Origin of the sequence: Flagellimonas sp. MMG031, assembly GCF_040112705.1 — a bacterium.
In the GTDB taxonomy this organism is placed as follows: Bacteria; Bacteroidota; Bacteroidia; order Flavobacteriales; family Flavobacteriaceae; genus Flagellimonas.
Genome location: NZ_CP157804.1, coordinates 1,730,001 through 1,744,489, shown reverse-complemented (window position 1 = coordinate 1,744,489; position 14,489 = coordinate 1,730,001). Strand labels below are relative to the sequence as shown.

The 14,489-nt window shown below is 42.7% G+C and carries 13 protein-coding genes (1 of these 13 only partly in view); 11 read left to right on the top strand and 2 right to left on the bottom strand.

The genetic code is table 11. The features are described from left to right. The 4 genes from ABNE31_RS07845 (at window position 1) to ABNE31_RS07830 (ending at window position 4,879) form a co-directional block, all read left to right on the top strand. Entirely contained in the window at window positions 1–1,344 is a 1,344-nt protein-coding gene (locus ABNE31_RS07845) for a carboxypeptidase-like regulatory domain-containing protein (RefSeq protein ID WP_349352950.1), read from the top strand. 60 nt (window positions 1,345–1,404) lie between these two features. After that, on the top strand, window positions 1,405–2,457 hold the full coding sequence (locus ABNE31_RS07840; RefSeq protein ID WP_349352949.1) for an LD-carboxypeptidase: 1,053 nt from the start codon (window positions 1,405–1,407) through the stop codon (window positions 2,455–2,457). A gap of 156 nt (window positions 2,458–2,613) precedes the next feature. Next, window positions 2,614–3,786 (top strand): hypothetical protein, encoded by a 1,173-nt coding sequence (locus tag ABNE31_RS07835; protein WP_349352948.1) that lies wholly within the window; start codon window positions 2,614–2,616, stop codon window positions 3,784–3,786. A 16-nt stretch (window positions 3,787–3,802) separates the two neighbouring features. Next, window positions 3,803–4,879, top strand: a complete 1,077-nt coding sequence (locus ABNE31_RS07830) for a trypsin-like peptidase domain-containing protein (protein ID WP_349352947.1) — start codon at window positions 3,803–3,805, stop codon at window positions 4,877–4,879. A 30-nt stretch (window positions 4,880–4,909) separates the two neighbouring features. Here the strand turns inward: ABNE31_RS07830 and rocD are convergent, their stop codons facing one another. Then, a complete protein-coding gene (rocD, locus tag ABNE31_RS07825) occupies window positions 4,910–6,193 on the bottom strand; it encodes an ornithine--oxo-acid transaminase (RefSeq protein ID WP_349352946.1) in 1,284 nt (427 codons plus the stop codon). Window positions 6,194–6,427: 234 nt separating this feature from the next. Between rocD and rlmD the strand changes: the two genes are divergently transcribed. Genes rlmD through ABNE31_RS07805 form a run of 4 tightly spaced genes read left to right on the top strand, consistent with a single transcriptional unit; the run spans window position 6,428 to window position 9,464 of the window. Further along, a complete protein-coding gene (rlmD, locus tag ABNE31_RS07820) occupies window positions 6,428–7,840 on the top strand; it encodes a 23S rRNA (uracil(1939)-C(5))-methyltransferase RlmD (protein WP_349352945.1) in 1,413 nt (470 codons plus the stop codon). A gap of 30 nt (window positions 7,841–7,870) precedes the next feature. Then, window positions 7,871–8,389, top strand: a complete 519-nt coding sequence (locus ABNE31_RS07815; RefSeq protein WP_306014425.1) for a DUF6452 family protein — start codon at window positions 7,871–7,873, stop codon at window positions 8,387–8,389. Next, the gene (locus ABNE31_RS07810) at window positions 8,370–9,125 is read left to right on the top strand and encodes a DUF6048 family protein (RefSeq protein WP_349352944.1); all 756 of its coding nucleotides are present in this window, start codon (window positions 8,370–8,372) and stop codon (window positions 9,123–9,125) included. The genes ABNE31_RS07815 and ABNE31_RS07810 overlap by 20 nt, the downstream gene beginning before the upstream one ends. Beyond that, window positions 9,126–9,464 (top strand): VOC family protein, encoded by a 339-nt coding sequence (locus tag ABNE31_RS07805; protein WP_349352943.1) that lies wholly within the window; start codon window positions 9,126–9,128, stop codon window positions 9,462–9,464. It abuts the gene before it with no gap. A gap of 144 nt (window positions 9,465–9,608) precedes the next feature. Here ABNE31_RS07805 and ABNE31_RS07800 read toward each other — a convergent pair whose 3' ends face one another. Further along, a complete protein-coding gene (locus tag ABNE31_RS07800) occupies window positions 9,609–10,772 on the bottom strand; it encodes a THUMP domain-containing protein (RefSeq protein WP_349352942.1) in 1,164 nt (387 codons plus the stop codon). A 56-nt stretch (window positions 10,773–10,828) separates the two neighbouring features. On the opposite strand from ABNE31_RS07800, the gene ABNE31_RS07795 reads away from it, so the two are divergent. The 3 genes from ABNE31_RS07795 to ABNE31_RS07785 form a co-directional block, all read left to right on the top strand. After that, window positions 10,829–11,515, top strand: coding sequence for a ZIP family metal transporter (locus ABNE31_RS07795; protein WP_349352941.1), 687 nt, complete (start codon window positions 10,829–10,831; stop codon window positions 11,513–11,515). Between the two features lie 113 nt (window positions 11,516–11,628). Further along, the gene (locus tag ABNE31_RS07790) at window positions 11,629–13,857 is read left to right on the top strand and encodes an Ig-like domain-containing protein (protein WP_349352940.1); all 2,229 of its coding nucleotides are present in this window, start codon (window positions 11,629–11,631) and stop codon (window positions 13,855–13,857) included. 49 nt (window positions 13,858–13,906) lie between these two features. Then, on the top strand, window positions 13,907–14,489 hold the start of the coding sequence (locus tag ABNE31_RS07785; protein WP_349352939.1) for an Ig-like domain-containing protein. Its footprint extends 1,631 nt past the window's final position; only the first 583 of its 2,214 coding nucleotides appear in the window; it begins with the start codon at window positions 13,907–13,909; the stop codon falls past the right edge of the window.

Sequence of the window (14,489 nt, the reverse complement as noted above, 5' to 3'; positions counted from 1 at the left end):
ATGGAAAAAAAGAAAATTGCACCTATGTCACCTATCAACCCATCATTGATTTTAAAACCAAAACTCAACTCGTTGCCCATTGTGGCCCTATTGGCCATGCTATTCATCAATCCCTTTCAGGGCCTGGCCTTACAGGAAGAAGCTTCGCCTGTGGAGTACAATGAATATAGCGGTGAGGTCAAAGAAGAATCAAGCAATAAATCCTTGGTCTTTGCTACCCTTACTGTAGAGGGAACCAATATTAGTACCATTACCAACACGGAGGGCAACTTCCTTTTAAAGGTCCCTAAGGAACACCTTGATAAAAACGTAATCGTTTCCTTTTTGGGCTACAGGACCAAGCAAATCCCTATTGCAAGCCTGCAACGCGAAAAGAACGAAATCTATCTTGAAGTATCCGCGACCCAATTATCCGAAGTGAACATCAACGCTCCAAAGGATGCCATGGCACTCTTTAAGGAAACCTTGAAAAATAGAGGAGAAAATTATTTTACCGATCCCACTTTGATGACAGCCTTCTATCGGGAAACCATCAAAAGAAGAAGAAAGAATGTATCCTTGGCAGAAGCCGTGGTCAATGTGTATAAAACGCCATACAATATCAACCGTGAAGATGCCGTGGAACTTTACAAGGCAAGAAAAAGCACGGACTACAGTAAACTGGACACCGTGGCCCTTAAACTGCAAGGCGGGCCTTACAACACGCTCTATGTGGATTTGATGAAGTATCCAGAATATATTTTTTCGGAAGAAATGATGGAAGATTACAAATTCACATTTGACCGTTCCACCCGTACCAACGATCAATTGATCTATGTCATCAAGTTTGACCAGCGACCAGATGTGCTGGAGCCGCTTTATCGTGGGGAGATTTATATTGATGTGGACAAAAAAATTATGACTGGCGCCATATTTTCACTGAACATTACGGACAGGGATATGGCCGCACAACTTTTTGTCCGCAAAAAACCGGCGAAAGTCGACGTTTGGCCCACGGAAGTATCCTACCGGGTGGATTACCGGGAAAAAGACGGAAAATGGTTTTATGGCTACAGCAGCGTATTCATGGAATTTAAAGTGGACTGGGCGGATAAATGGTTCAATTCACAATACAGCATGACCGCTGAAATGGCCGTTACCGACTGGGAAAAGGTCGGCAAGGACGAAAGACCGAAATATCGCCAACGGATACGTAAATCCGTCATCTTAAGTGATGAGGCCTCTGGTTTCTCTGACCCCGATTTCTGGGGAGAGTACAACATCATTGAACCCGAAAAATCCATTGAATCGGCCATTAGAAAGATTCAAAGACAACTTAGGAGAGAGGAGCGCAGCAGCGATTAATCCCATTTCTTCCATCTAACTATTTGGATTTTTATCTTTGTGGTGCCTAATCCCATATAAATGTCCAAAAGAAGAAATTTTCTAAAATCGGCCACTGCCCTTGGTGCGGCCACCCTTTTGCATCAAACTGGATGGAGTCATGCCTCCACAGCCAAACCGTTACCCAAAATAAAGCCCAAACGCTTACAAATTGGCGATACTATTGGCTTGGTAGCTCCTGGGTTTGCTTTGGATACGGAGTCCATATATCTAGCGGTAGATACCCTAAAAAAAATGGGATTCAAGGCATTTTATACAGACCGAATTGAAGGCAATCACGGCTATTTTAGCAACACGGACGAAGAACGGGCGAAGGACATCAACGAGATGTTTGCCAATCCCGATATTGATGGCATACTCTGTGCCCGAGGAGGTTATGGCTGTACCCGAATTTTGGATTTATTGGACTACGAGACCATTGCCAACAACCCTAAGGCATTTATTGGCTTTAGCGATATCACCGCGCTTATCAACACCTTTTATAAAAAGACAGGACTTGTTTGCTTTCATGGACCCGTGGGCAAAACATTGGACGATGAGTATAGCCAAGCCTATTTCAAAAAAGTTTTAATGGAGCCCCAAGAAGTGCTTCCCATTAAAAATGCCATTCTGGAAGACCCCAAACAGTACCGAAACAGTGAATATTACAGGTACACCATTACACCCGGAACGGCAGAGGGTGAACTCGTTGGCGGAAGTTTATCGTTGGTAACGGCTATGATAGGCACCCCTTATGAAATTGATTTCACCGACCGTATCGTTTTTTTGGAAGATGTGGAGGAAGCTCCCTACCGAATCGACCGTATGCTGACCCAACTCACCCAAGTGGACACCTTTTTAAAAGCCAAGGGAATTGTATTTGGGGTATGCAAAGGATGCGACCGCAAACGGACCACTGATAATTTCACCCTTAAAGAAGTGATAACGGACAGGATTGCACCTTTGGGCATTCCCGCGGTGTATGGGATGAGTTTTGGACATATTCCACAGAACAGCACGCTCCCCATTGGAATCAAAGCTAGGCTCAATGCCTACAAAAAGCAGCTTCGTTTGGTGGAAGCTGCAGTTAGCTAGTTGGGTTTCACCACTCGTAACATTGGCTTTCATACATTTACATGGTGTTGATTTTGAAAAAAAACACGATATTGTGACATCGTTTTTCTTCAACCTCTAAAGAACGACAAATCAACCTCACCCAAATCTTGATTTGTTAATTCTTAACCTATACTAATGTCACATGTACTTCCTAGGTTCTCCAGACCTATAAAAAGCAAGGGTAGTCCGCGTATGGATGTATCTTACTGGAGTAAGGCAATGGATGCCTACGATGCCAAAAATTACAGGCAAGCCCTATTGGAAACCATCAATTACATCAATTCGGATGTATTGCAAAACCATTCTTTGAACGATGACCTCCAAATTGTTCATGGGCAAGGTTCAGCAGAAATACGTATCTCCATATCGCAGGATATGTTTTCAGTGAAGGCCCCCTTTGTAAAAATCACGGAGAACACCAACAAGGTTCCGCTATTTAGAAAAGTGGCGGAAATCAATTTCAATCCGTTGACCCTAGCCCAAATACGTCGGAAACAAGACGTTTTGTGGTTTGAGTATGAAACCCCAATTGCACTTTGCCAACCTTACAAAGTGTACGATGTATTGAGGGAAATAAGTGTGTATTCTGATGACTATGACGATGAATTTATAGAAAAATATCAGGCTGAATTCTTCACCACCCCTAAGACTACCCCCTTATCCGAAGACGAAAAAGATACCGTTTGGCAACAGATTCAGGAGGTTTTGGAGGACTATGAGAAGTACAGCAAGGAGTTCAAGGAGAAAAGATGGAACGATTATCAATGGGATATTACCGTATTGTCCCTTCTAAAAATCGTGAATATGCCCTGCGTTCATGGAACGCTGCGAACCAAGTTGGAAGAATATGTATCCAATCTCTTCAATGGTCAAATTGATTTCAACTTTAGGATCGATAAAGGAACAAACTTTATGCAGAAGCTACTTGCAAAGTCCAAGGAGGAATTTTTGCAGGATATGTATCATGCAGAGTCATTGATTTCCTTAAAGTGGAGAAGTTCTACCGAAGTTTTGCAGAACCACGCAAAAAGTATGGAGACCTATGTGGAGCGCTATGTTAAGGAAAACAATCAGTTGATGCTCTGCTATTACCTTCAGTCCGCTTTTTTAAAAATGATTTACGATTATAATATGGAGGAGCACCACCAAAATGCCATTTACGATGTACTTGAAAAGGTATCAGGCAAAAATCTGGATGAAGCTCGTCCCCTTTTGCTCAGCACATATTATGCGTTTTTGGATGGAACGGTAAGTACCACTTCATCCACAAAAAAAGGAAAAGGTTTCTTTTCAAAATTATTTAGCTAACCACATAGAGGATAACATGGAAAATATTAGAAAATCGGTTTACAAAATTGTGACCGCTTCGGGTACAGGAAGCGGTTTTACGGTCAACGGGCAAAATCACATCATCACCAATTATCATGTGGTAAAAGGAGAAAAGACAGTTGCCGTAGAAGATTATAAAAAAGACAGGCATGTTGCACAGGTAGTGATGGTGAACCCAGAGGTCGACTTGGCCTTTTTGAGCATAGAAGGGTTTACCAACACCAACACGGACATTTCCCTTCAAGAGGAAATTCAGATTGTAAACACCCAAAAAGTATTTATTAACGGATATCCATTTGGAATGCCCTATACGATTACAGAAGGGATCGTATCGTCGCCAAACCAACCCATGGGGAGCAGAAGCTATGTCCAAACGGATGCCGCAGTAAACCCTGGGAACTCCGGGGGTCCCATGCTGAACGAAGCTGGGGTTCTTGTAGGGGTAACTACGTCAAAGTTCACCAATGCGGACAATGTGGGCTTTGGGATAAAGCATACTGACTTGATCAAGGAGTTGAATGACTTTTCCCATTTACCCAACCAAACAACATTCAATGTAAAGTGTAACTCCTGTGACAATTATACCTACAAAGAATCGGAGTTTTGTGCCCATTGTGGCAACCATTTGGATATATCCATTTGGGAAGAATTTGAAAAAAGTGACTTTGCAAAGTTTGTGGAAGGTGCCCTAGAGGATTTAGGAATCAACCCAGTTTTGGGGAGGGCAGGAAGGGATTATTGGGAGTTTCACCAAGGGAGCGCATTGGTTCGCATATTCGTCTTTAAAAGAGACTACTTGGTGGCCACATCACCCATGAATCATCTACCAAAACAAAATCTTGAAGAACTACTGAACCATTTAATGGAAAGCAACGTGGAACCTTATTATCTAGGTATTCATGATAACCAAATCTATCTCTCCTATCGGGTGCATCTTTCTGATATTTTCACCGATTATGCCGAAAAAATCAAAGAAAACATTAAGAATTTAGCGCTGAAAGCTGATGACTTGGACAACTTTTTTGCCGACTCCTTTGGGTGTGAAATGTCCATAGAATCAAAAGAACAATAAAAAAAACTGGGGCAAAAGCCCCAGTTTTCTTTAACTCCTTTTAAACTCTTTCAGTGTCTTAATAATAATAGACACACAATCCAGCAATTGCTCGCGGTTCATCACCAAAGGTGGCGCAAACCGAATGATGTTTCCGTGGGTAGGCTTGGCCAATAGGCCATTTTCCTTGAGTGCCATACAAATGTCCCATGCCGTGGAACTATCCTCCGAATCGTTGATGACGATGGCGTTGAGCAGCCCACGTCCGCGAACCTTCACCACCAAATCACATTCGGGGATGAACTTGTTCAGCTCCTCACGGAAAAGTTCTCCCAAGGTTGCTGCATTCTCGGCCAGGCTTTCTTCTTTGACCACTTCCAAAGCAGCCATGCCCACAGCTGCCGCAACAGGATTTCCACCAAAAGTGCTTCCGTGGCTCCCTGGCGTGATCACTTCCATAATGGGGTCGTTGGCCAATACGGCAGATACTGGATAAACACCGCCGGAAAGGGCCTTCCCTAAAATCAAAATATCGGGTTTCACCTCTGGTGTGCCGCTACAGTTTTTGTCCGCACAGCTGCAATTGCCACAGGTGGCCAGCAAACGTCCCGTTCTGGCAATACCTGTTTGCACTTCATCGGCAATAAAAAGGACATTATATTTTTCGCAAAGGGCCTTGGCACCTTTTAAATAACCCTCCGAAGGTACATAAACACCTGCTTCGCCCTGAATGGGTTCCACTAAGAAACCAGCTACATGGGGATTGCTTTTTAGGGCATTCTCCAAAGCGGTCAGATTATCATACTCAATTCGGATAAACCCTTCGGTGTAAGGACCGTAATTATCACGCGCCACCTCGTCATTGGAAAAAGAAATGATTGTAGTGGTTCTACCATGAAAATTATTCTCGCAAACAATGATCTGGGCTTGGTTTTCCGGAATTCCCTTTTTGCTGTAAGCCCATCTTCTACAAATTTTCAAAGCGGTCTCTACCGCTTCCGCACCCGTATTCATGGGCAACAACTTGTCAAAATTAAAAGTCTCCGTAGCGTACTTCTCAAATTTGCCCAACATATCGTTGTAAAATGCACGGGAGGTCAAGGTCAAGGTTTTTGCCTGCTCCATCATGGCCCCGATAATTTTGGGATGACAGTGACCTTGGTTTACGGCAGAATACGCAGAAAGAAAATCGTAGTATTGCTTTCCTTCCACATCCCACACATGGACACCGTCGCCCTTGCTCAAGACCACGGGTAGTGGGTGATAGTTGTGTGCTCCGTACTTGTTTTCCAAATCTATCGCTTGCTGCGATGTTAAATGCTCTAAAACAGCCATTTCATTAAATGATTAAAATTGATAAAATAACCATTCCTACTGTACCTTTATTCTTTCGAAGTCTCGAAAAAGCAGCGTGGGAGAGAAATCATCCCTTGGAGTGCCCGCAAATTACAAATTAATTGATGAAAATATAATTTTCACCACGCCTTTCCCGCTGGAAAAACCAAAAGTTTAGATGCAATTTAAGAAGCTGCATTCCCCGAAATACCAAAAAGAACTTACTTTTGCGCCATGCGTAAAAACAGAAGGAGAAAAACGTTTGAAAACGTCACCGTGGTAGATGCGGGAGCAAAGGGAAAATCCGTGGGAAAAGCACCAGATGGACGAGTAATTTTCCTCAGTAATGCCGTACCCGGTGATGTGGTGGACGTAATGACCACCAAAAAACGAAAAGCCTATTTTGAAGGCGTTGCCACCAAATTCCATACCCTGTCCGACAAACGGACGGAACCCGTTTGCCAGCACTTTGGTACTTGTGGGGGCTGCAAGTGGCAGCACATGGGCTATGAGCACCAACTCTATTTTAAACAAAAAGAGGTGGAAAATAACCTGAAGCGCATCGGTAACTTGGAATTACCCACGACCCAACCCATTTTGGGTTCCAAGGAACAATATTTCTACCGAAACAAAATGGAGTTTTCGTTTTCTGACAGTCGATGGTTAACACAAAAAGAAATCGACTCCCACAAAGATATTGAGGACAGAAATGCCCTTGGATTCCATATTCCAGGGATGTGGGACAAGATTCTGGACATCAAAAAATGTCACTTACAGGAAGACCCCTCCAATGCTATCCGTTTGGAAACGAAACAGTTTGCCAACAAGAACGGGCTGCGCTTTTTCAATCCAAGAAAACAGGAAGGGCTACTAAGGACTTTGATGATTCGTACCTCCTCCACTGGCGAAATTATGGTGCTCATCCAATTCTTTGAAGAGCATAAGGAGCAACGAGAACTGTTGCTGGACCATTTGAAGGATACCTTTCCGGAAATCACTTCCTTGCTATATGTTGTCAATTCCAAGGCCAACGATACCATTTATGACCAAGAGATAATCTGCTTTGCAGGACGCGACCATATTTTCGAGGAAATGGAGGGCTTACAGTTCAAAATCAATGCGAAATCCTTCTACCAGACCAATTCAGCCCAAGCCTACGAACTTTACAAAGTAACCAGGGATTTTGCCGGGCTTACGGGAAATGAGCTGGTGTATGATCTATACACAGGAACAGGCACCATTGCCCAGTTTGTCGCGAAAGATGCCAAGAAGGTAGTCGGTGTTGAATCCGTTCCAGAAGCGATTGCCGATGCAAAGGCCAATGCGGTGCACAACCAAATTTCCAATGTAGAATTTTTTGTTGGCGATATGAAGAATGTATTTAATGATGATTTTATTGCTGCCCACGGCCAACCAGATGTTATTATCACCGACCCGCCAAGGGATGGTATGCACAAACAGGTGGTAGAGCAGTTATTGCAAGTGGGACCACCAAAGATTGTTTATGTAAGCTGTAACAGTGCCACACAAGCAAGGGACTTGGCATTGATGAAAGAACAATATCAAGTTGTCAAAGTGCAGCCGGTGGATATGTTCCCCCAGACCCACCACGTTGAAAATGTTGTACTTTTGGAAAAACGGGTCTAGCATTTGAACGTAAACCCTCAGGTAAACAGAATGAAGAAACTAATCCCCATCCTACTTATCACCGCTCTATTTTACTGGGTATCTTCCTGCGAAAAGGACGACATCTGTGTTGATGGAGACACCCCTTTATTGGTGTTGGGCTTTTTTGATGTGAACGACACCACAGCCGCAAAGGCCGTACCTTCCATTCGTATCAAAAGTATTGATATTGATAGTGTACTCACCAATTCAACCTTTGGTGACCGGTCCAATTCACCGGATTCGCTACAGGTACCCTTACGGAGCAATGCGGTGACCACCATGTACCAAATTATCTCCGGCTCGGACGACGATGATGAAACCAATGAGGAAATCGGGAATATCGATACCCTGACCATTTCCTATGAACTTGGGGAAGCGTTTATATCAAGAGCCTGCGGATTTGTGACCAATTACAATAACATTTCAGTGACCCTGACCGAGGGTGCCGAAAACTGGATTCAAGATATTAGGGTCGTTCAGCCCAATGTAGAAAATACCGATAACATCCATGTCAAGATATTTCACTAAGATTTTATTCGGCCTCATGCCCTATTTCGCACTGGCCCAGAGCGAACCCATAGACCTTTCTCAAAAAGACACCGTGGAGTACAAGGAAAAATATGGACTTCGTGTGGGTGCCGATATCAGTAAATTGGTGCTTTCCTTCGCAGATGAGGATTACACCGGACTGGAATTGGTGGGCGACTATCGGCTGACCCAAAAACTATATCTCGCGGCCGAAATCGGGAACGAGACCAAAAAGCAGGACGAAACCTTGCTCAACACACTTTTGTATGACTACGAGACCTCAGGAAGTTACATTAAGGCGGGGGTGGACGTTAATACCTACACCAATTGGTATGGAATGAACAACGCCATTACCATTGGGGGGCGTTATGCCTTTGCCAGCTTTACCCAAACCCTGAACGATTACAGTCTGTACGAGACCAACCAATTTTTCAACGAGGAATTTTTACCGGGAGAAAACCCTAACCGTGAATTTAGTGGCCTTTCTGCCTCGTGGTTGGAGTTTGTCGTGGGCGCGAAAGTGGAACTTTTCGCCAATATTTTTGTGGGCATGAGTGCGCGACTGGGATTTTTAATCACCAATACTGAGGATGAACAATTTCCCAATCTCTGGATTCCCGGATTCAATAAAGTGACCGACGGAAGCAACTTTGGGGTGAATTACAACTACTCCATCTCCTACTTTATCCCACTATATAAAAAATCAAAAAAGAAGCAACCCGAAGCTGAGCAGTAAATGAAAACCCCTATTGATTATATCGAATTCAAAGCAACGGATTTAGAGAAGACCAAAACTTTTTACCATGAGGTCTTTGGATGGGAGTTTACGGATTATGGTCCGAATTATGTGTCATTTTCCGAGGTTGGAATCGCAGGTGGTTTTGAACTGAGTGCAGAACCCATTAAGAATGGTGCACTTGTGGTACTTCATCATAGCGACCTTAAAGCCATCCAGGAAAAAGTGATTCAAAACAGAGGGACCATCAGCAAGGAAATCTTTGAGTTTCCCGGAGGAAAGCGTTTTCATTTTAGGGATCCATCGGGCAACGAACTGGCCATTTGGTCGGAAAAGTAAAAGGAGCCCTGCTGGGACTCCTTTCACAAAATTTGGTTGAGTTAGTTAGTTGTGTTTTAAACACACTCCAAATCTAAACAATTCTTTCGCTTTTTCCTACCATTATTTTTTGGTGCAATGGACTAGCCCTTTTGCCACACAGCCTTAATGATCACCCTGACTTTTATCCTTTTTGCTTCCCTCGTAAATATCATATTTCACCAATCGAGCTTCCAGTTTCCCGTTAAAAGCCTTTATTTTCTTCGAGGTTTTCAAGCCTACGTGTTTTAATGCCTCTAGGTTGGAGGTAATCAACCAGGCTTCCGTACCGGGATAGTTTTGCTTTAAGGTGTCCCCTATCCTTCCGTAAAACTCTTCCATCTCAATGGGCAGGCGCTCCCCATACGGTGGATTAAAGACCATGTGCAATTTCCCTTCCACGGGTTTCTCAGTCCTAAAAAAGTCCTTGCGTTCCACCGAGATATAATCCGATAGATTCGCATGGTCCACATTCTCCTGTGTTTTTCGTACCGCAGAAGGAGCCTTATCGTACCCTATAATCTTATGGTGGAATTCCCTGACCTTTTTTAAGCTGGCATCCACAATTTTCTGGTGCAATTCGGCATCATAATCCTTCCACTGCATAAAGGCGTAGGATTCCCGATTGATATTCGCTGGAATATGGCAAGCAATCATGGCCGCTTCCACCAAAAATGTCCCACTCCCGCACATGGGATCCAAAAAATCCGTTTGGCCATCCCAACCACTCTTAAGCAATAATCCAGCAGCCAACACCTCATTGATGGGCGCTATGTTTGTTAAAATACGGTACCCCCTTTGGTGCAGGGAGTTGCCCGAACTGTCCAACGAAACGGTACAGGTGTTTTTATAGATATGGATATTGATTCGGATATCGGGATCTTGGGTCTTCACATTGGGACGATCGCGTACCACGGCCCTAAATTTGTCCACGATGGCATCTTTGGCCTTTAAGGAAACGAACATGGAATTATCAAAGACCTCGGTATTGGCAATACTATCGATGGCAAAGGTTTTTTCCACATCAAAAATTGAGGGCCAATCCAGCTCATAAATATGCCTGTAAAGATCTTTCTCATTGAACACCTGAAAGGTTTTGATGGGTTTGTAGACTTTTAAAGCGGTCCTTAGGCATAAATTGGCCTTGTACATAAAACCCGTATCACCTTCAAAAGTAACATTACGAACACCCTCCTCCACATGTCCAGCACCCAAATTACGAAGCTCCTTTGCCAAGATAGGTTCGAACCCGTAGAGCGTTTTTGCCATCATTTTAAAATTCCCTGCCATACTATCCTAAAATCTTTCCGCAAAAATAGGTTATTTTTGCCCCTTTAATTCCCGATATGGATTTTCCTTCCGCTATTATTTACCTGGTTCCCATTTTGGCCGTTTGGTTCGGTTTTGGATTTGTTTGGTTCACCAAACCAAAGAATAACGATAATATAAAGCTATTGCTGGCCTTTAGTGGAGCCTTTTTATTATCGCTGACGTTTTTTGAGCTATTGCCCGAAGTGTATCATGACCATGACCCCAAAATAATAGCCCTATACATCTTGGGAGGGATTTTATTGCAGGTTTTTTTGGAGTTCTTTTCCAAAGGTGCCGAACATGGGCATATGCATATCCAAATACAAGAAAATAAGTTCCCTACACTGTTGTTCTTGAGTCTATCCATACATGCCTTGGTCGAAGGAGTGCCAATACATGATAACGACTCCATACTTTACGGGATTATTATCCACAAGATTCCCATAGCCATTATTCTAAGTATCTTTTTAATCAATTCAAAGATGAAATTGGGGACTGTTTTGCTCTTTATCGGAGCCTTTTCGCTGATGACGCCTTTGGGAAGTTACCTGTCCACTGTGTCGTGGATACAGGATTATGGGCATTTATTGACGGCTTTGACCATTGGGGTATTTTTCCATATTTCCACCATTATTTTGTTTGAAACTTCCCAAGGTCACAAGTTCAATCTGCGCAAGGTGGTGGTCATTATTTTAGGCATTGGAATTGCGTATCTGGTTTAGATAGACCACTATACCCCAGTGTTACCGATTAACGATTTTTCTTACTTTTTTAGAGTGAAAAAGGATTTTTTTTACCTAAAAGAGTTATTTTTCCCATCAACTAAACTAACTATATGAATTTTTTACGCTCCACTATACTGCTATTGTTAGCTGTTGGTATTTTTTACTCTTGCTCCTCAGACTCCGCGGACCCTGCTCCGATACCGGTGCCGGATACCATAGCACCTGAAGTAGATTTTTCAATTCCAGGAAATTCAAGTTTAACGGACTCAGAAACTCCCGTTTTAAGCAACCAATTTGTTGTGGAAGTAGATGCACAGGATACGGGTGGAGTAGCTATGGTGGAAGCCTTTATCAATAATGAAAAAGTAGGGGAAGATTCAACCGCACCCTATCAAATAACAATCGACATATCGGGTTACACATCAAAAAACAACCTAACTGGAAAGTTTACGGACTACATGCTGAAAGTTACCGTAACCGATACTTCAGGCAACGAGACCTCAAAAGAACAGATCATTCATATTGATAACGAACTTCCAACCATTTCAGCCGTTTCACTTGGTGATGGTCAAGTAATCGGTGGGGACACAAATTTGGTCACATTTGATGTTGACGACAATGAAGGGTTGAGTTCCGTAAAAAGCTATTTAAACGGTACCCTGTTGCAAGAGCATACCGATGGCACCTATGAAATCAACCTGAATACTTCTGAATTAACCGATGGTGAAAACTCATTCAAGATAGAAGCCGTAGATCTTGCCGATAATGTGACGACATATGATGTAGTTTTCATTTCGGACAACACAGGGCCCGAGATTACTCTGGAGTCTTTTGTTACAGGGCAAATTGTGGATGAACCCATACAATTGAACCCAGATGTATCCGATGCCAACTCAACAATTGCCTCGGTTGAATTTTTAATTGGGGATGCGTCCCAAGTAGTGCTCGAAGGAGATGTCAGCTATAGCTGGGATTTAGACCCGGGTGCATTTAATCCTGGTCCGATTAGTATTTTTATAAAAGCTACGGATGAGCTGGGAAATGAGTCCAGCGCCGAATTCCGTATTGAGATTTTAAGACGCTTGATTACCATTAATGTCCCAGTCGGATTCTTTAATCCCAATTCAGCCAGACTTTTCGTTTTTGCCTCGGGCATGGATGGTACGTTATTGGATGTGGAACGAATCTATAGCGATACGGAAATGGTTCGACTACATACCGACAATGAAACGGGTGGGGATTTTGAATATATGCTCACCTTTGGTGAGTACATTACTGGTTCCATTGGTAACGCCAGTGAATTCACTACGGTTCAAAACATTGATCCTACCAACTTGCCACAAATTAATTTGAACACCTATTATAAATTCGAGCCCTCATTTCAATCAAATCAATACCCAACGGCAGATTTTGATCCCGATGATATACAAAACCTCACTGCTGATGGGCGTGATTATGCTGGCGGTTTTTCAGCTGACACCAATGGCAACACAACGGTTTATATTGAACAAAGACGAAATGCAAATAGTGACTTGTGGTCTGACTCCATCTATCTTCAGCTTTTCAATTATACTTTAAATGAATATTCTTATGCCGTATTGGATTGGACAATTGACCCTGAATTGGTCGTAACCCCATCCCTTTTTACTACCCAAGGTGTGGAACGAAAAATCTATCAACCTATCATGAATGGCCAGTCCTTTGAGAGTACAACCATGCAATTGTTTGGATATTTTGACCAAGATGATTTCAACAACAACAACCATAATAACATATGGTCGCACGGATATACGTACTTACCTACAGAAGGTATACCCTATTACATTAGCAATGTTTTTTCCGATTACAGATATAATATTCGTATAAATGATTATTTCACGGAAAGAACGGGTCAACCAGAAGCTAGTTTTACACCTGTGGATTGGACCATTGATTATACCTTCCTTGAAAACCAAATCAATATTACAAATTCGGGTGTTGGGCACACCGTAGGTAAAATCTTTATTGATTCGGATACCCCTGAGGTAATCAATGGCCTCAACATTTCCTACCGATGGAACTTAGTTTATGATAGTCAAAAACAGAATCAGGTCATCCTACCTGAAATTCCAGAAGAAATTCAATCGTGGGGTTTTTACACGATTTACGAAAACGGTGGATTTAAAGTGCGACAGGTTGAAATCAAAGGATACCAAGGGATACCTGATTATAATGGGTATTTGGATGGCGTGATCAAAAACAATACATATCCCTATACTGTCTCTCCAAAAATGGAGTCCAAGTTTAAATCTATCGTACCAGGATACTATCATCGAGCTCCAAATTTCTTATTGGATTAATTGGGAGTTTATTCATTCTATCACTAACAATTTACTTATTTAATTTACCATGTCATTACTAAAACTAACTGAATTCAAAATTGCAAGTCTCATTAAATTTGGACTTTTTGTTATTTTACTATTGGGGGGTTATGCATGCTCCTCGGAATCGGAAGAGCCCGCTCCGGAGCCCGACGTTATAGCACCTACTGTAAATTTTGCCATTGCTGGTGCCAATAGTTCACCAAGTGAATCAACTCCGGTTTTCAGCAATCAAATCACGATTGAGATCAATGCACAGGATGCGGGTGGCGTAGCAAAGGTGGAAGCCTTCATCAACGACCAAAAAGTGGGTGAGGATACAACCGCACCTTTCCAAATTACTGTCGACCTTTCCGGATATACCTCCAAAATGCCGAGTTCGGGCAAATTCCAGGATTATACCCTTAAAATTGTTGCCACGGATACTTCGGGCAACCAAAGTTCTACCGAGCAGGTCATCAATATTGATAATGAATTGCCCTCCATTTCCAATGTTTCCCTTCAAAATGGAGCCATCATCAATGGAGATACCAATGCCGTGACTTTTGAAGTGAGCGACAACGAAGCACTAAGTACAATACAGGTTTTTTTAAACAATGAATTGTTCCAAG